We start from the raw sequence: 15,832 nt of genomic DNA on the forward strand, positions 1-15,832 counted from the left end.
GCCACCTACACACGACGGGAGTCATGAGGAGGAGGCTAATGAGGCTTTCCCTCCTGGCAGTTGCGTGAAACGTGCGGTGCACGGAGCCCGTAGTGGCTTGATGCGCCACGCTCTTTTCCTCCTCGCCGCCTGTGCCTCCCTGCACGCCGCCACTCCTGCCAAGCTCGACTTCGGCTCCGTCCGTGAGGAGCACCTCATGATTCCCATGCGCGATGGCAAGCGCCTTTCCGCCTACGTCTTCTTTCCCAAAGGCGAGGGCAAATGGCCCGCCATCTTTGAGCAGCGCTACGCAGACATCAGCAGCGCCGGATCACGCAAGGCCGCCGCAAAGTTTGCCGAGGGCGGCTTCGTCATCGCCTTGGTGAACTACCGCGGAACGCATGAAAGCGAGGGCGTTTACCGCGGCTACCGTGGCCTGCAATGGGGCCCGCTGCGCGATGGCTACGACGTTTGTGAATGGCTGGCCGCCCAGCCCTGGTGCACCGGGAAGATCGGCACCTATGGCGGCTCCCAGGCAGGTTATGCGCAGAACTACCTGGCCGTGACGCAGCCCCCACACCTCGTGGCGCAGTACATGACGGACACCGGCCTGAGCCTCTACCAGGAGGGCTATCGCATCGGCGGCGCCACCAAGCCCCAGCGCTTCATCAAAGGCGGCGCCGTGGCCCGCGAGATCAAGGACAACGAGGACATGCTGCGCGAGTGGGACCAGCACCCGGACTACGACGCCTACTGGAAGGATGAGGACGCCTCCCTCCACTTCGACAAAATGAACTACCCCTGCTTCACCATCGGCTCCTGGTTTGACTTCATGTGCCAGGGCAGCGTCGCCAGCTTCATTGGCCGCAATCAGCAAGGCGGCCCGCACTCACGCGGCCACCAGCAGCTCATCATCGGTCCCTGGCTGCATGGTGGTTATCCCAAGTCGAACAAGATCGGCGAACTGGTCTTCCCGGAGAATGCTATGTTCGACGTCTACGCCCACATGACGAATTGGTTCAACCACTACCTCAAAGGCGAGGACAACGGCATCGAGAAAGACACGCCCGTGAAGTATTACGTCATGGGTGCCACCGGCGAGGAAGGCGCACCCGGCAACGTATGGCGCGAGGCCAAGGACTTCCCGCCTGCCAGCAAGGCCGCCGACTGGTTCCTTCAGCCGGACGGCAAACTCACCACGGGCAAACCCGGCGCAGCCAGGGCGAGCACCTCCTACGCCAGCGATCCGGAGCACCCCATGAGCCTCCCCTACACGGGTTTCCCAGGCGCACGCGATGCGCGCGGTTTTGAAGAGCAGGCCGAGGTGCGCACCTGGACGAGCGAGGTGCTGGCAGAACCCCTGGAAGTCACCGGCCGCATCAAGGCCGAGGTCTTCGTCTCTTCCACCGCGAAGGACACGGATTTCTTCCTGCGCGTGACCGATGTCTATCCCGATGGCCGCTCCATCCTGCTGGTGGACTACCCTCTGCGCGCGCGCTATCACGAAGGCTTCGATCATCAAAAACTCCTCGTGCCCGGAGAGATCACCAAGCTCGCCTGGGACATTGGCTGGACCAGCATCATCTTCAACAAAGGCCACCGCATCCGCATCACCATCGCCAGCACCGGCGCGCCCTACTACGAGCCCAATCCGCAGACAGGCGGGCCCATCAGCCACTTCATCACCGGCCCCGGCGTTCCTGCCATCAACACCATCTGGCATGATTCCGCCCATGCCTCGCGTGTGATTCTGCCCATCATCAAATAATCTCTCTCATGCTCACACTCTTCTCACGCCGCTCCTTTTTCACGACCGCCATCGCCGCCGCTGCCACGCTCAGCGTGCAGGCAGAAGATTCCGCACCGTTGATCGCCTACGTCGGCACCTTCACCTCGCCCTTGCAAAACATGAAGGCCACTCAGGTGGATCTGCCGCCCGGAAACGGCCAGGGCATCCACCTCTTTGAAGTGAACCGCGAAACAGGCGCCATGAAACCCTGCGGTCTGTACCAAACAGGCACCAGCCCCAACTGCCTCGCCTTCAATGCCACAAAGACGGTTCTGTATTCCACCAATGAAACCGATCACGCCGGCAAGAACGAAGCCGGATCTGTCAGCGCCTTCGCCATCAATCCCAAGAACGGTGAGCTGACCCTGATGAACACCGTCAGTTCCGGCGGCAAAGGGCCGACCTACATCAGCCTGCATCCGTCCGGACGTTTCCTCCTCGTGGCAAACTACTTCGGCGGCTCAGTCTCGGTCCTGCCCATCAAGGCCGATGGCGGCCTGGGCGATGCCTCTGACTTCAAGCAGGATGCCGGAACCGTGGGTCCCAAAAAGGCCGCCAATGCCCCTCCCGGCAGCTTTGCCTTCAGCGGACATGATGGCACCCACGCCCACATGATCGAAGCCGCTGCCTCGGGACGCCATGTGCTCTCCGTGGATCTCGGCCTGGACCAGATCCTGGTTTGGAAATTCGATGATCAAAAAGGCACGCTCACCCCCAACGATCCGCCTCATGTCTCGCTGCCTCCCGGCGATGGACCGCGCCATTTCGCGTTTCATCCCAATCACCACTGGCTCTACTCTCTGCAGGAAGAAGGCTCCACGGTGGTGCTGTTTGATTACGATACCGAAAAAGGCCGCCTCACCTCACGCCAGACCATCTCCAGCCTGCCGCCCGGATTTGCCGGCAGCAATTTCTGCTCCGAGATCCTCGTCTCCTCGGACGGCCGCTTCGTCTATGCCGGCAACCGCCTGCACGACAGCATCGCGCTCTTCGCCATCGGCGCGGACGGCACGCTCACCTTCACCGGCGAAGAGTGGACCCACGGCGACTACCCGCGCAGCTTCAGCTTTGATCCCACCGGAAACTTCCTTTTCTGCTGCAATCAGCGCGGCGACAACGTGGCCGTCTTCCGCATCGACCATAAAACCGGCGCCCTCACCTTCACCGGAAACTACGCCGCCGTCGGCAATCCTTCGCACATCGTGTTTCTGGACCTCGCGAAAGGAAAGTGAGCCAGGCGGCATCCTGCCTCGTTACAAGTTTCGCCACAACTCGCGCACGTCGTCATTTTTCGCCGCTGAAACACGCAGCGGCGCTACAAATGGACGGGCAAGGCTCTCGCCTCACCCTCTGAAAGCCTCAAGCCGTTTGAACTCTATGTCCGAAGATCAAGCGAGTGAAGGCACGCCCACGCTGACATCCACCTCGGCATTGTAGTCCACGCCTTCGAGCCCGAAGCCGAAGAGGCGGTGGAAGCTGCTCTGGTAGCCCTCGAAATCTCCGAGCTGCGCCAGGTTCTCGGTGTTCACCTCGGCCCAGCGTTTGCCCACCAGCTCCTGCAGTGCGGGTTTCATTTCCCAGTCGTCCACGCGGATGCGTCCGGCTTCATCCGGCTGCGGGTTGCCATTGTAAAGGCGCTCGCGGAAGAGACGGTCCATCTGCTCGATGCAGTCTTCATGCGTGCCCTCGGCCTTCATCGCCTTGTACAGCAGCGAAATGTACAGCGGCACCACGGGAATCGCCGAGCTGGCCTGCGTGACCAGCGCCTTGTTCACGGACACCCAGGCCTTCCCCTTCAGCGAGGCCAGCTTGCCGTCCAGCACGCGCTGCACGCGCTCCAGGTCTTCCTTCGCACGGCCGATGGTGCCGTTCTTGTAGATCGGCCAGGTCACTTCCGGCCCGATGTAGCTGTAGGCCACCGTCTGCACGCCTTCGGCGAGCACACCGGCGCTCTGCAGTGCATCGATCCACATCTCCCAGTCTTCACCGCCCATCACGGCCACAGTCTGCGCGATCTCATCTTCGTTCGCGGGTTCGATGGTCACTTCATTCACCACGCCGTTGCCGGTGTTGAGGTTCTTGTTCGTGTAGGATTCGGAGCCGATGGGCTTGAGCACGGACTTGAAGACTTCGCCGCTCTTCGGATGCGTGCGGCGCGGGGAGGCGAGGCTGTAGATCACGCAATCGACCTGGCCGAGATCTGCCTTGATCGCTTCGATCACCGTGGCCTTCATCGCGTCGGAGAAGGCGTCCCCGTTGAAGGAGCGCGCATACAGTCCGGCGGCCTTTGCTTCCTTTTCAAAGGCCACGGAATTGTACCAGCCCGCGGTGCCGCAGCGCTCGGCCTCGCCGGGCTTCTCAAAAAACACACCGATGGTGGCCGCACCGGAGCCAAACGCCGCCGCAATGCGGGAGGAAAGGCCGTAGCCGGTGGACGAACCCACCACGAGCACCTTCTTCGGCCCGTTGGCGATGGGGCCGCGCGACTTCACGACGGCGATCTGTTCGGCGACATGTTTGGCACAGCCGGTGGGATGCGCGGTGGTGCAGATGAATCCACGGATTTTAGGGGTGACGATCATAGTTGGGTGTGCTGAGCGTTAGCAGCCGCAGGGGGGCTGGCAACTGGTTTTCCCCGCCTGTCTTCCCTCCGCCTTCCCCCAAGAGAAGCGCAAATGAATTCGTGTATTGGAGAGCCACCCCTGATAAACTGCCAATGAAGTCCAAACCCATCTCCCCGATGAAAACCGCTCTTTTCCTGTCTCTCACGCTTTGCCTGGGAGCCGCCGTTCCGCTCAGTGCTGAGGTCGCCCCCCTCAGCTCCCCGGAGACCACCGCCGCCACACGAACAGACGCAAAAGAGGCCAGACACGCCAAGAACCTGCTCGCCAGGCATCTCATCACCGTGACGGATGACTTCGTCGTCGAGGCCTACAAAAACGGCGTGCGCATTCAGGATGGCCAGCGCACCCTGCTCAATGAAATCTTCGGCGCCACCGTGGAGCGCATGAATGTGGAGGTGCGCCCCGGCGACTGGCTGGTGTTTCACGTGGTCAGCAACCGCATGCGCTGGGATGGATCCAAATACTTCGCCGTGTCCGGCATGCTGGGAGACAATGAGTTCGGCTTCGTCTCCGACCCCGCCTCCCAGGCATGGTCCGCATGCGATGACCCCGACCGTGTCCGCGACTTCATCCGCCGCCGCGATGAAGGCACCGAGGTCCGCGCCAGCCCCATCGCCAAGCCCTGGGAGGAAGGAGACGAGCACATGCGTCAGAACGCCGGCGCTGGATTTTCGGGCAAATCACTCTGGGGCGGCGCAGCCTCCACCTGGATCAAATTCGTCGCGCCGAAGAATCATTCCAAACCGGTGTCGCTCCCTCCCGTGGAAACCGTGCCGGCCAAGGAAGTGACTTCCCCCTCCACTCCCGCAAAGCCCGCGCCGGAGCCAGCGCCAGCACCCAGGGAAATGCTCACCCCCAAACGCTGGCCGGTGCAGATCCTCTACGGCATGTATGGCAGCGGCGATAAAAATGCCGATGTGACGATGAAGTTGAAGGAGTTCGTTGAGCAGAAGAAGACCTGGTTTGCCGTCACTCCCTCCGCGCTCGGCATCGATCCCATTCCCTACTGGAACAAAAGCCTTTGGATCGCTTATGTGAAGGACGGCGTACGCCACGAAGTGCGCCGCTATGAAAACGAGCACGTGCTGGCGGAGACCTTCTACGGTCCGCAGGATGGCCCGGAGCTGGCCAAATGGCTGCCTGAAACCCGCTGGCGGGCTGAAAAGGGAGAGCTGCAGTTCCACGCCGACCACACCGCAACCGGCTACGGCTTTGAAGGCCTGCCCCAGTGGGAGGCGCTGGCCAGCAACAAAATGCGCATCACCTGGGCAGACGGCCGCAAAGCAGAATACTTTTTCGACTACACCTGGAGCAGCTTCCGCGAAGAGGGCAACGAAAAGGCCACCTTCCACGTAATGCAGTAGGTACGATGTCCCCTCCTTCCTCCGCCCCCGAACAGCGCTCCAGTAACAGGGGCGTTCCTGCCCCGTCCCCCGAGCAGCACTCCAGTAACAGGGGCATTCCTGCCCCGTCCCCCGAACAGCGCTTCTCCGACCGCGTGGAAAACTACGTGCGCTACCGCCCCGGCTACCCGCAGGAAGTCATTCCCCTGCTGCAACGCGAAGCCGCCCTCGTCCCTCAATCCATCATCGCCGATGTTGGCTCCGGCACCGGCATCTCCGCCGAGCTCTTTCTGCACGCCGGCAATGTCGTGCATGCCGTGGAACCCAACCGCGAAATGCGCGCCGCGGCGGAGCGTTTGCTCGCCCACTTCCCCAATTTTCACAGCATCGACGCCAGCGCCCAGGCCACCACGCTCCCGGACCACAGCGTGGACTTCATCGTCGCCGCCCAGGCCTTCCATTGGTTCAACACGCCCGAGACCCGCGCCGAGTTCACCCGCATCCTCAAGCCCGGCGGCCACATCGTGCTCATCTGGAATGAGCGCCGGCTCGACTCCACGCCCTTCCTCCAGGCCTTCGAGCAGCTCCTCCTCACCTTCGGCACCGACTACACGGCGGTCCGTCATGAAAACGTCTCCCCCGCCGCGCTCAGCTCCTTCTTCAGCGGCGCCTATGAGACCTTCACCTTTGCCAACGAACAGCGCTTCGATTTCGAAGGCCTCAAAGGCCGCCTCCTCTCCAGCTCCTACGCCCCCGGCCCGGGCCAGCCGCGCCACGAAGAAATGCTCGCCGAACTTCGCCGCATCTTTGATGTCTATGAAGTCTCCGGCCAGGTCTGCTTTGAGTATGACACGCGTGTGCATGTGGGGCATTGATCCCGCATGAAACCCCTTCTTTTCCTGCTGCTGACGGCTGCCACCTTGCATGCCCAGACCAGGATCGTCGCCTACGTCCCCAACTGGATCGACCTCAAAACCTTCGCACCGCAGATCGACTACGCCAGGCTCACCCACATCAACATCGCCTTTGAAAATCCCACGGATGCAAAAGGAGCTCTCTCCTTTCATGCAGAGGACGACCTCCTCATCACCCAGGCGCATGCACACGGTGTCAAGATCCTCGTCTCTGTCGGCGGCGGTTCCGCCTCTGAGGACAAAAACAAACGCGCCCTCTGGTTTGACCTCATCAGTTCTACAAAACGCGCGGGCTTTGTCGCCCGGCTCGCCGAATACGTCAGCGCCCACAACCTCGACGGCCTCGACATCGATCTCGAAGGCCCCGCCATCAACAGCGACTACGGCGCTTTCATCGCAGAGCTCTCCGCCACGTTGAAGCCCAAAGGCAAGCTTCTCACCGCCGCGCTCTCCAAAGGCTACGGCGCCAAAGACGTGCCCGATGCCGCACTGGCGCATTTCGATTTCATCAACGCCATGGCCTACGACGCCACCGGCCCCTGGCAGCCCAGGAAACCCGGCCACCACTCCTCCCTGGAATTCGCCCAGGCCAATGTGGACTACTGGCTTCAGCGCGGCCTGCCAAAGAACAAACTCATCCTCGGTGTCCCCTTCTACGGCTGGGGCTTTGGCAAAGCCTTCCGCGACAACGAATACCGCTATGCTGATCTGGTGAAGCAGTATCCCGACGCCACGCGCGCAGATCAAATCGGCGACACCATCTGGCACAACAGCCTCCCCACCATCCAGGCCAAGGCCAAGCTGGTTCTCGATCAAGCCCTCGGCGGCATCATGATCTGGTCCCTCGACTCCGATGCTCAGGGCGAGAACTCACTGCTCTCAGCGCTGCATGCGGCGCTGCAAAAATAAAAAGTCACTTCAGACCACGCACCTCAAACCCTTCCGCCTCCAGCACCGCACGCACCTTGTCCGCCTGATCCCCCTGGATCTCGATGCGTTTGTCCCGCACCGTCCCGCCACAGCCGCAGGCAGACCGCACCCGCTTGGCGATCGTCTCAATCACCGAGACCGGCAGATGCGTGGCAAAGTCCTTGATGACAATCACCACCTTGCCCCCGCGGTGCGCCGTTTCACGCTGAAGCACCACACGCCCCATTTTCCAAAGGCGTTGCGGTGAGTTGGGGTCGGATTTCGGATTCATGTCGTGGATTGCAATGCATGTAATCCCTGATGCCAGACCGCGCCACCGCGCACTTAAGACAGCCTGTGGACAAATCCGACCCCTCGGATACTTTGAACCATGACCATCGCTCTGCCCCCCGCCCTCAGCCAGCTTGTCGAGAGGCTCGTTCACACCGGCCGTTATGCCGATGAAGGCGAAGTGGTACGCGAAGCTCTGCGAGTTCTGGAGCATCAGGAGTTCGATGAATCCCCGGCCCTGGAGGCCGCCCTGCTCGAAGGCGTTCATTCGCCGCATCGCGCTTACGATGCCTCGACCTTGGACAGGATTCGCCAGGCCGCGCGCGCATGAGTTTGCAGATTGTCATTGCTCAGCGGGCAGAACAGGACATGGCCCTGCAACATCGTTGGTACTTGGAAAATGCCGAAGATGAGGAGGTGGCAGAGCGATATTTGATGGCCGTTGACCAGACGATTCAGCGTCTTGCCGCGCATCCAGAGCTTGGACTCCGCCGACATTTTCAGTCGTCAGAACTTGCCGGCATCCGCAGCTTTCAAGCGGCCCGCCCCTTTCACAAGCACCTCATCTTCTATCAAGCTGAGGATCACCTCAGCATCGAGCGCATCATGCATGGCGCACGTGATCTGCCCCGTCGCCTTCTGGAAGAACCTGAAGGCTGATCACGGGCCTCCTTTCGTCACTTCTCCGCCGCAGACAGGTCCTTGTTGTAGTACACCTTCACATACTTCATCCCCTTGCCGTCGTCAAAACCCCGCTCGAGCTGCGGATCGCTTTCGGTGTTGCCCGGCTTGATGTGAATCTCCACCCCGGTGTCCAGCTTGAGCACGGCGGCGATGCGCTTCTTCGCCTTCGTCAGGTCCTTCTTCGAAATCTCAAAGTTCGTCTCCAGCGGCTGCCCCTGCTCCTCCTCCATGCGCGCCCGGTGCTCGTCAAATTTCGCGATCACCTCCGGCGACTTCAGCACCGTCTGCCCGAACTCCTCCAGGTCAAACTTTTCGCGGTCCTCAAAGTAATCGAGCGCGTCCTTGGCGGCGGTGGCCGTCTCCCACGGCGGCGTGTCATCATCAGCGGGCTGCTGCTCTTCCAGAAAGGACACCGCCATCTTCGCATAGGCGTTGGTGAGAAAGGCGGAGTCCGGCACTGCCTCCACCCCGAGAAATTCACGCACCCAGAAGCGCGTGTCCCCGCCGCTGCGGTCAAAAGTCAGCACGTAATACCCTTTCTCCGCCCAGTAGTTGAGGATCAGGCAGCCCTTGTCGATCTTGTCCGGATTGATGCCATGCTCCGTGCTGAGCTGCAGGTCCCCGTTGCGCGGAGTGATGGTCAGAAACGGCACCACGCTGTCGCTCTTCAGGATGCACAGCCCGTTCACCAGCTCTCCCTCGATGTGAATCTCCTTGAGCAGACTGATGCAGAGATCCCCCGCCTTGATGTTCGGGTGGTTGGATTTCGCGTACAGCCGCTGCGCGATCTCGATGCCCTTGGCCAGCAGCTGCCCCTCATCGGCAAAGATCGCCTTCGCACAGTTGTTCACCTCATGCTGTTTGAGCGAGGCATGGTGCGTGAAGCGGTGGGCGATGCACGCCTTGAAAGGCTTCAAAAACAAGGCAGTAAGCGTTTCCTGGTCTCCCTCGGCAATCTGAAACACCTCGCGCGAGGTTTGCAGCGGCTCCTCACGCAGAGGATTGCCGATCTTGGCGAGAACGACTTGGGTGGCGGTGGCGGTGTTGAGGCGGAGTTTGACGGACATGCGAAGTGGGGCGCGGAGAGTAGAAAGGGAATGCGTTTGGCAAAGGATTAAAGGGCCTTCCAGGCATGGAATTGCGCCCCCACGGCAGCCGTCGCGGCCCGCCCGGCCCTTCACCGACCCCCCTTCGGGGATTCCCCGATGTCACGAGCAGGGCCGTACCGATTGCATGAAAAAAAGAAACAGTCAGAATGGCGGGAACAAAAAGCCAGTTTGCATTTCATCTCTGACTTCCCTCCCAAAGCCATGAATGCCCCTGCGTACCTTCCTCCTTCGACCGCCCCCGCCCCCAGGCCCGGTCCGCATCCCTCCGATACGGAGATCGCCCTGCTTGCGTTCGAGCACTGGAAAAAGGAAGGCTGCACGCACCTCCGCCCCGAGCACTGGCTCACTGCGGAGAAGGAGCTCAATGCAGCCTATGCAAAAGGCACGGTTTTTGCTCCCGCCGATTCAGAGCGGCTCGAAGAATTTTGGGTACAGGAAATGGAAGCGGCCTCCCGATATGCCGTGGACAGCGAACACTCACTTGCAACGAAAGGCTGGTCATGAACGAATCCTTAACAACTCACACCACCGTGATGGCGGAGCCCGTCCGCCGGATCAAACCCGCCGGCATGGAGTCCACCAGCTCCGTGTCGGTGCTTCAGCCGCATGTCAATGCGGTTTCGAGCTCGGACATCGCGCAGAGAGTCATGCGTCTCACAGGCAGCGTACGCCTGGCCCGCCGCACCGGCCAGCACTGGCACCTTTGCGGCCTCAACGAATAGCTCTGCGAATGACAGGAGGCTGGCATGAAACCCGTCCGTGGAACCCGTCTTTCCGCCGGTGTGCTGCTCACTGACGCCCTGCACCACGGCCTCACTCCGCCCACCGTCAGGCATGCGGACGACTCCCCCCTGCGCATCGAGGAGCCCCTCCGTTTCCACCTCGCACGTTACGCGCACGTCACACGCTGCCTCCATGGAAAGTTCCATCTCGTGGCGGCTCTGCTCACCGCCATCGTTTTGCTCGTGCTCGGGTGGAAGGCACAGCACGGCGGGGCCGTCTCCCCGGGGCGCTGGTTCTGCGGCGCCATCTCCGGCTGGTTCATCATGGCCATGCTGCGCCTCGCTTTGTTCACCTGCCTCGCCGCCCCGCGTTACATTTGCTACAAACATGGGAGGCTGCACATTTCCGGTCTCGGCATCCTCCGGGCGGAGCAGATCCTCCACTGGTCCATCGAGCACCAGCTGACGCTGCGCGCCTGCCCCGGCCACTGCGCCAAATTCCAGATCTCCTGCCGCTGGCATGGCAGCGAAAGACACTGGACCATGCTGATGGACGAAGGCCGGCAGACAGAGCGCCTGCAGAGCCTGCTGGAGCGGCAGATGCCTTGCTCCGCCAGCCTTTCGCCTCCCACCCTCCGCCCGCCGATTCCGATTGAAGCCGGCATCCTGAGTCCATAGGTTGTGCCTCATGCCTCGTTCTTCCCACAGGCAGGCCAAGGCGGCGGGCTCTCCGGCAAAATCCGGAAGCATGGGAAAGCAGCGCCCCTCCACCTCCGGCGCACCAGCACGCACTCATCACCGCATCGCCGAAGAGCTGAAACGCGAGCGCGCCTTCCTCCGCCAGGTCATCGATGCCACCCCCAGCCTGATTTTTGTGAAGGACCGTCACGGCCGCTTCCTCCTCGGCAATGCCGCTCTCGCCCGCAGTTGCGGCACCACCGTCGAAAAGCTCACCGGCAAAACAGACGCCGATTTTCACCGCACACCGGAGCAGATCGCTCACTTTCAGCAGATCGACCACGACGTGATGGCCACCGGGAAAACCATCCTCATTCCCGAGGAGGAAATCACCCAGGCAGACGGCCAGGTGCGCTGGTTCAGCACCGGCAAAGTCCCTTTGTTTGAGGCGGATGGCACTTGCGAAAAGGTGCTCGGCGTCGCCACGGACATCACCGAGCACCGCCACGCCCAGAAGGAGCTGGAGCAGCGCGTGGCAGAGCGCACCGCCGCCCTGCTCGCCGCCAATGAAAAACTCACCGCGCAGATGGCGGAGCGCACCCGCCTCGAAAACACCCTGCTTCACGTCTCCGAGCAGGAGCAGCGCCGCCTCGGCCAGGATCTCCATGACGGCCTCTGCCAGTCGCTTTCCGGCCTCGCCTTCATGGCGCGCTCTCTCACCAAAACCCTCCAGGCGCAGCATCTCCCCGGTCCCGCCGCTGAGGCCGCTCATCTCGCCGCCCTGCTCCACCAGTCTCTGGAGCAGTCGCGCAATATCGCCAAGGGCCTCCACCCCGTGGTCATGGATGCCGAGGGTCTGGTCTCCGCCCTGCACGAGCTCGCGGCCCGCAGCAGCGGCACCATCGCCTGCCGTCTGCGCTGCACGCAGATGGTCCCCATCACAGACAATGCCGTGGCTCTGCACCTCTATCGCATCGCCCAGGAGGCCGTCACCAATGCCTTGAAACACTCCCGCGCGCGCGCCATCACCCTGAGTCTGAAGCTGCGGCAGGATCTCCTCACCCTCAGCGTCGCGGATGATGGCTGCGGACTGCCCGAGGTCATTCACGCCAGCCAGGGCATGGGTCTGCGGCTCATGAAGTACCGCGCCGATGTCATCGGCGCGGATTTTTCCATCGGCCGTCGCAAAAATCACGGCACCCGCATCACCTGCCGGCTCCGCATGGCCGCCTCTCCTCCACTTCACTCTCCGCAGCCACGATGAAAACCGCACCCTCCAAGCCACCGCGCAGCCAAGAGGACGGCCACGGTCGCATTCTCATCGTCGATGACCATCCCATCTTTCGCCGGGGCATCGCCATGCTGCTCGAGCATGAGGAGGACATCCGCATCGCCGCGGAGGCGGAAGACGCCGCCCAGGCCATGACCATGGTGGAGCGCTACTCCTTCTCCCTCGTCATTGCGGACATCTCCTTGAAAGACGTCAATGGCATCGAGCTCGTGAAATCCCTCAAGGCGCTCAAGCCCGCGCTTCCCGTGCTCGTTCTCTCCATGCACGATGAGTCCCTCTACGCAGAGCGCGCCCTGCGTGCCGGCGCACGCGGCTACCTCATGAAGCAGGCCCCGCCGGACCAGGTCGTCGCCGCCATCCGGAAAGTCCTCAGCGGAGAGCTCTATCTCAGCTCCGCGGCAAACCTCCTCATGTTGAACACCTTCGTTTCAGGGCGCGGCCAAACCGGCAAAAATTCCGTCGAATCCCTCAGTGACCGCGAGCTGGAAATCTTCGAGCACCTGGGCAGAGGCCTCGGCACCACCAGGATCGCCCACGATCTCCATCTCAGCGTCAAAACCGTCGAAGCCCACCGCTCCCACATCAAGACCAAGCTCGGCCTCGCCACGGCGCCCGCCCTCGTCCGCGCTGCGGTCGAGTGGGTGACCAGTCGTACCCTGGACGGCTGAGCCTCTTCCTTCCGCTCAGCCCCACTCCTCCGCTTGCAGACGCCGCCATGCAGCGCGAGTGCAGGCACCCCATGACTGACAGCGCCACAGCCGCATCCCCCACAGCCCCCCGCCCCTGGCTGGTGCGCATCCCTGAAATTTTGGAAGGGATCGCCCCTGCCGCCCTGCAGCAGCTCGGCGCGGTTTCCAGCACGCGGCTGGGGCAGGATTATTACCTTATCAAGACCGCCACGCCCGAAGCCATCCGCCACTCCCATGCCGCCAAATTCCTGCGCTGGAATCTTCCCATGGACCACACCTGGCCCTGCAATCCCCAAAAAATGGACGGCTTCATCGAAAAGGCGGCGCAGACGCTGCTGAAAAAATTCGGCCCGCGCAGTCCCCAGGGCATTTTCATCGGCACCCTTCAGCCCACCTCGCCTGACAAGTATTACAAAAGCCTCGCGTCAAATCTCCGCGGCCGCGTGCTGCAGCTCTTTCCCAAACTCCCCGCAGCTACCGTGGAGGAGCAGGACCCCGCGGCGGAAACCCTCTTCTGCCTCGTCGGCAAAGAGGGCCTCTTCTGCGGCATGCAAAGTCCGCGCGCCTCCAACGGCCTCTACGCCGGTGGCAGCAAGTACATCGATCAGGACTCCCCCGACACCATCAGCCGCGCCGGCGCGAAGATCGCCGAGGCCTTGCATTACCTCCTGCTCTACCGCCCGCCGTTGCAGGAGGGCAGCCACTGGATTGAGCTCGGCGCCTGCCCCGGCGGCATGACCTCCGAGCTTCTCGCCCGCCATCAGCGCGTCACCGCCATCGACCGCGCTCCCCTGGACAAACGCCTCGATGGCCGGTCCGGCCTGAAGTTCTTCCTCGAAGACGTCGCCGCCTTCCAGCCCCGCGCTGGCACCACCTATGACGCGCTTCTGTGCGACATGAACGGCCCGCCCGAAGAGTCCATCGAGCAGGTCATCCGCCTCTCACGTTTTCTCAAACCCGGCGGCCTCGTCGTCTTCACGCTCAAAGTGCCGCGCATCGATTCGCTGGACGAACCCAACGAGCTCTTCCGCCTCATTGTATCGATGTCCAAAGCTGCCGGGCTGCACCTGTTTGCGCAGACACACCTGACCTATAACCGTCACGAGCTGACGCTGTTCTTTGAAACCGTTTGAAGTCCCTCAGGGGATGAAGGTCAGCAGCCACTCGACAGCCTCCTGGTTTTTAAAATTTGGCCTGGCCTTCAGTTCGAGCAGTTTGCGCCGGCATTTTTCCGGCTCCCGCTCGGCCAGTTCGGTGAGATCGCTCTGCAATCCATCGTTGTCATGTCCGTCGGCAAAGCCGGCGGCAAGAGCCTCCAGCAAATCTTCCAGGCAGTCCAGGCCGCCGATTTCCGCCACGAGCAGTGCGATGAGCTCCCGTGACCAGAAATTATTTTCAGGCGACTTCATCGCCTCCAGCAGCAAAGGAAGATCGTCGATGCAGACAGCGGCTTTGACCCGCTCGTAAGCCTCCAACACCGCCTCCGCTTCACCTTCGTTGCTGGCATTCCGCATGAACTGCAGGTCAGCAGCAATGCTCTGGCTGATCGCGTTTTCGAGCTCGGGAGAGAATTCCTCCTCCTCTTCCTCATTCACCGGCGCCTCCGCCTGCGGCAGATCTTCCGGCTTCAGCAGCACCGCCCCTTTCAGCAGACGGCAAAATTCCTTCTTCGTCACCTTGTGCAGCGTCCCCTGCTTGGTCAGCGGGTCTTTCATCCGCTTGTACTCGATGGACAGCCGCGCCCATTCCACGATGCGGAGGTAGTCCTCCCCCTTCTTCCAGATCTGTCCTTGCTCCAATTTCATTGTCTCCAGTAGCCGCCGCATCGGCCCCTGCCACGAGATTCTGCAAACTCCCTCCGGCGGGAGGTGCCGTCCAGAGCCCGTCTCTCTCTTTTCTGCCACTCGGAACACCCCATTAAAGCCCCCCTCCAGGTCTGAAGAACGGGTCATCAAATCCGAACAGTCAGGATTTCCAAATAAATCGGAATTCAGACTTGTTTGCTGGCTTTGTTGTTATTATAATTATAATATATGTGATATATCACAACGAATATCCCATTTTTTTCTCCTCAGCCCAAAACGCCCCGAATGAAAACGCCCTCCTTACTCCCCCGGCTCTTTTGCCTCGCCCTGGCGCTGGCGTGGACCCACGGCGCCCAGGCCAGCACGGTCTTCTGGGGCAGCAATTTCAATGACAACCTCTACGACAGCTCCGGCAATGCGCTGGACTCCACCTACTCCTTTGAAATCGGGTCCTTTGGCACCTTCGTCCCCACCTACCAGAATATCGATCAATGGCAGGCCAACTGGCATGTCATCGACCGCGCCTTCGATCCCGACTCCAACGGCTGGAACTCCACGGAGCAGTTCTTCGTCGGCACCGTCGGCTTCAACACGGACGGCACCTCCGACTCCCCGGACGCCAATCCCGCCGATGTCTTCACCCAGGGCGATGTGGTTTACCTGTGGGTTTACAACTCCCTCTCCATCGTTCCCGGCAGCGAATGGGCCCTCGTGACCGACGGTTCTCCCGTGGGCGACTCGGCGGACGACTGGATCATTCCTGATCCTGCGGACACCAGCAGCTCCTTCAACTGGCAGCTCACCGATGCCAACTCTGCCGTCATCGGCGGTGCCAATGGCGTTCAGGGCCCTGGAGGTTATTCCACGACTCCAAGTGTTTTCAGCCTGCAGACCGCCGTGGTTCCAGAGCCCGGCTCAGCCCTTCTCCTGCTGGCCGCAGCAGCCGCCCATCTGACCCGCCGCGCACGCCGTCTCTCACGCATGCCCCTGCTCTGAAGCCAACCC

18 protein-coding genes are annotated in these 15,832 nt (G+C 61.7%); 14 read left to right on the forward strand and 4 right to left on the reverse strand.

Annotated features, from left to right (window positions below; all coding sequences use genetic code 11):
• Positions 1-100: 100 nt before the first annotated feature.
• Entirely contained in the window at positions 101-1,747 is a 1,647-nt protein-coding gene (locus tag ACILSQ_RS07190; RefSeq protein ID WP_395742912.1) for a CocE/NonD family hydrolase, read from the forward strand.
• A gap of 8 nt (positions 1,748-1,755) precedes the next feature.
• The gene (locus ACILSQ_RS07195) at positions 1,756-3,000 is read left to right on the forward strand and encodes a lactonase family protein (RefSeq protein ID WP_395742913.1); all 1,245 of its coding nucleotides are present in this window, start codon (positions 1,756-1,758) and stop codon (positions 2,998-3,000) included.
• Positions 3,001-3,156: 156 nt separating this feature from the next.
• Here ACILSQ_RS07195 and fabV read toward each other — a convergent pair whose 3' ends face one another.
• Entirely contained in the window at positions 3,157-4,350 is a 1,194-nt protein-coding gene (fabV, locus tag ACILSQ_RS07200; RefSeq protein WP_395742914.1) for an enoyl-ACP reductase FabV, read from the reverse strand.
• 158 nt (positions 4,351-4,508) lie between these two features.
• On the opposite strand from fabV, the gene ACILSQ_RS07205 reads away from it, so the two are divergent.
• The 3 genes from ACILSQ_RS07205 (at position 4,509) to ACILSQ_RS07215 (ending at position 7,558) form a co-directional block, all read left to right on the forward strand.
• On the forward strand, positions 4,509-5,756 hold the full coding sequence (locus tag ACILSQ_RS07205) for a hypothetical protein (protein WP_395742915.1): 1,248 nt from the start codon (positions 4,509-4,511) through the stop codon (positions 5,754-5,756).
• A gap of 134 nt (positions 5,757-5,890) precedes the next feature.
• Positions 5,891-6,610 (forward strand): class I SAM-dependent methyltransferase, encoded by a 720-nt coding sequence (locus ACILSQ_RS07210; protein ID WP_395742916.1) that lies wholly within the window; start codon positions 5,891-5,893, stop codon positions 6,608-6,610.
• 6 nt (positions 6,611-6,616) lie between these two features.
• Positions 6,617-7,558, forward strand: a complete 942-nt coding sequence (locus ACILSQ_RS07215) for a glycosyl hydrolase family 18 protein (protein WP_395742917.1) — start codon at positions 6,617-6,619, stop codon at positions 7,556-7,558.
• A gap of 4 nt (positions 7,559-7,562) precedes the next feature.
• Here ACILSQ_RS07215 and ACILSQ_RS07220 read toward each other — a convergent pair whose 3' ends face one another.
• Positions 7,563-7,850, reverse strand: a complete 288-nt coding sequence (locus tag ACILSQ_RS07220) for a translation initiation factor (RefSeq protein WP_395742918.1) — start codon at positions 7,848-7,850, stop codon at positions 7,563-7,565.
• Between the two features lie 99 nt (positions 7,851-7,949).
• On the opposite strand from ACILSQ_RS07220, the gene ACILSQ_RS07225 reads away from it, so the two are divergent.
• Both ACILSQ_RS07225 and ACILSQ_RS07230 read left to right on the forward strand, forming a co-directional pair.
• A complete protein-coding gene (locus ACILSQ_RS07225; protein WP_395742919.1) occupies positions 7,950-8,180 on the forward strand; it encodes a type II toxin-antitoxin system ParD family antitoxin in 231 nt (76 codons plus the stop codon).
• Positions 8,177-8,509, forward strand: coding sequence for a type II toxin-antitoxin system RelE/ParE family toxin (locus ACILSQ_RS07230; protein WP_395742920.1), 333 nt, complete (start codon positions 8,177-8,179; stop codon positions 8,507-8,509). Before ACILSQ_RS07225 ends, ACILSQ_RS07230 begins: the two co-directional genes overlap by 4 nt.
• Positions 8,510-8,526: 17 nt before the next feature.
• Here the strand turns inward: ACILSQ_RS07230 and ACILSQ_RS07235 are convergent, their stop codons facing one another.
• A complete protein-coding gene (locus ACILSQ_RS07235; protein ID WP_395742921.1) occupies positions 8,527-9,600 on the reverse strand; it encodes a nucleoid-associated protein in 1,074 nt (357 codons plus the stop codon).
• A 162-nt stretch (positions 9,601-9,762) separates the two neighbouring features.
• Between ACILSQ_RS07235 and ACILSQ_RS07240 the strand changes: the two genes are divergently transcribed.
• From ACILSQ_RS07240 to ACILSQ_RS07265, 6 genes are all read left to right on the forward strand, one after another.
• Positions 9,763-10,146 (forward strand): DUF2934 domain-containing protein, encoded by a 384-nt coding sequence (locus ACILSQ_RS07240; RefSeq protein WP_395742922.1) that lies wholly within the window; start codon positions 9,763-9,765, stop codon positions 10,144-10,146.
• On the forward strand, positions 10,143-10,364 hold the full coding sequence (locus ACILSQ_RS07245; RefSeq protein ID WP_395742923.1) for a hypothetical protein: 222 nt from the start codon (positions 10,143-10,145) through the stop codon (positions 10,362-10,364). Before ACILSQ_RS07240 ends, ACILSQ_RS07245 begins: the two co-directional genes overlap by 4 nt.
• A gap of 24 nt (positions 10,365-10,388) precedes the next feature.
• Positions 10,389-11,042 (forward strand): hypothetical protein, encoded by a 654-nt coding sequence (locus ACILSQ_RS07250; protein ID WP_395742924.1) that lies wholly within the window; start codon positions 10,389-10,391, stop codon positions 11,040-11,042.
• A 10-nt stretch (positions 11,043-11,052) separates the two neighbouring features.
• Complete coding sequence (locus ACILSQ_RS07255) at positions 11,053-12,306, forward strand: PAS domain-containing protein (RefSeq protein ID WP_395742925.1); 1,254 nt, start codon at positions 11,053-11,055, stop codon at positions 12,304-12,306.
• Positions 12,303-13,001: a response regulator gene (locus tag ACILSQ_RS07260; RefSeq protein ID WP_395742926.1), complete on the forward strand. Its 699-nt coding sequence runs from the start codon at positions 12,303-12,305 to the stop codon at positions 12,999-13,001. Before ACILSQ_RS07255 ends, ACILSQ_RS07260 begins: the two co-directional genes overlap by 4 nt.
• A 71-nt stretch (positions 13,002-13,072) precedes the next feature.
• Positions 13,073-14,155, forward strand: coding sequence for an SAM-dependent methyltransferase (locus tag ACILSQ_RS07265; RefSeq protein ID WP_395742927.1), 1,083 nt, complete (start codon positions 13,073-13,075; stop codon positions 14,153-14,155).
• A gap of 6 nt (positions 14,156-14,161) precedes the next feature.
• On the opposite strand, the gene ACILSQ_RS07270 is transcribed toward ACILSQ_RS07265, so the two are convergent.
• Positions 14,162-14,827, reverse strand: coding sequence for a hypothetical protein (locus tag ACILSQ_RS07270; protein WP_395742928.1), 666 nt, complete (start codon positions 14,825-14,827; stop codon positions 14,162-14,164).
• A gap of 285 nt (positions 14,828-15,112) precedes the next feature.
• Between ACILSQ_RS07270 and ACILSQ_RS07275 the strand changes: the two genes are divergently transcribed.
• Positions 15,113-15,823: a PEP-CTERM sorting domain-containing protein gene (locus ACILSQ_RS07275; protein ID WP_395742929.1), complete on the forward strand. Its 711-nt coding sequence runs from the start codon at positions 15,113-15,115 to the stop codon at positions 15,821-15,823.
• Positions 15,824-15,832 lie beyond the last annotated feature (9 nt).

Origin of the sequence: Prosthecobacter sp. (genome assembly GCF_044227185.1) — a bacterium.
Lineage (GTDB): Bacteria > Verrucomicrobiota > Verrucomicrobiia > Verrucomicrobiales > Verrucomicrobiaceae > Prosthecobacter.

What these genes read in the sequence shown, in the direction of transcription:
- ACILSQ_RS07195 (WP_395742913.1), top strand. Translation starts at nt 1,756, where the DNA reads ATGCTCACACTCTTCTCACGCCGCTCCTTTTTCACGACCGCCATCGCC.
- fabV (WP_395742914.1), bottom strand. Translation starts at nt 4,350, where the DNA reads ATGATCGTCACCCCTAAAATCCGTGGATTCATCTGCACCACCGCGCAT.
- ACILSQ_RS07260 (WP_395742926.1), top strand. Translation starts at nt 12,303, where the DNA reads ATGAAAACCGCACCCTCCAAGCCACCGCGCAGCCAAGAGGACGGCCAC.
- ACILSQ_RS07215 (WP_395742917.1), top strand. Translation starts at nt 6,617, where the DNA reads ATGAAACCCCTTCTTTTCCTGCTGCTGACGGCTGCCACCTTGCATGCC.
- ACILSQ_RS07245 (WP_395742923.1), top strand. Translation starts at nt 10,143, where the DNA reads ATGAACGAATCCTTAACAACTCACACCACCGTGATGGCGGAGCCCGTC.
- ACILSQ_RS07235 (WP_395742921.1), bottom strand. Translation starts at nt 9,600, where the DNA reads ATGTCCGTCAAACTCCGCCTCAACACCGCCACCGCCACCCAAGTCGTT.
- ACILSQ_RS07275 (WP_395742929.1), top strand. Translation starts at nt 15,113, where the DNA reads ATGAAAACGCCCTCCTTACTCCCCCGGCTCTTTTGCCTCGCCCTGGCG.
- ACILSQ_RS07270 (WP_395742928.1), bottom strand. Translation starts at nt 14,827, where the DNA reads ATGAAATTGGAGCAAGGACAGATCTGGAAGAAGGGGGAGGACTACCTC.
- ACILSQ_RS07250 (WP_395742924.1), top strand. Translation starts at nt 10,389, where the DNA reads ATGAAACCCGTCCGTGGAACCCGTCTTTCCGCCGGTGTGCTGCTCACT.
- ACILSQ_RS07255 (WP_395742925.1), top strand. Translation starts at nt 11,053, where the DNA reads ATGCCTCGTTCTTCCCACAGGCAGGCCAAGGCGGCGGGCTCTCCGGCA.
- ACILSQ_RS07265 (WP_395742927.1), top strand. Translation starts at nt 13,073, where the DNA reads ATGACTGACAGCGCCACAGCCGCATCCCCCACAGCCCCCCGCCCCTGG.
- ACILSQ_RS07230 (WP_395742920.1), top strand. Translation starts at nt 8,177, where the DNA reads ATGAGTTTGCAGATTGTCATTGCTCAGCGGGCAGAACAGGACATGGCC.
- ACILSQ_RS07225 (WP_395742919.1), top strand. Translation starts at nt 7,950, where the DNA reads ATGACCATCGCTCTGCCCCCCGCCCTCAGCCAGCTTGTCGAGAGGCTC.
- ACILSQ_RS07190 (WP_395742912.1), top strand. Translation starts at nt 101, where the DNA reads ATGCGCCACGCTCTTTTCCTCCTCGCCGCCTGTGCCTCCCTGCACGCC.
- ACILSQ_RS07205 (WP_395742915.1), top strand. Translation starts at nt 4,509, where the DNA reads ATGAAAACCGCTCTTTTCCTGTCTCTCACGCTTTGCCTGGGAGCCGCC.
- ACILSQ_RS07220 (WP_395742918.1), bottom strand. Translation starts at nt 7,850, where the DNA reads ATGAATCCGAAATCCGACCCCAACTCACCGCAACGCCTTTGGAAAATG.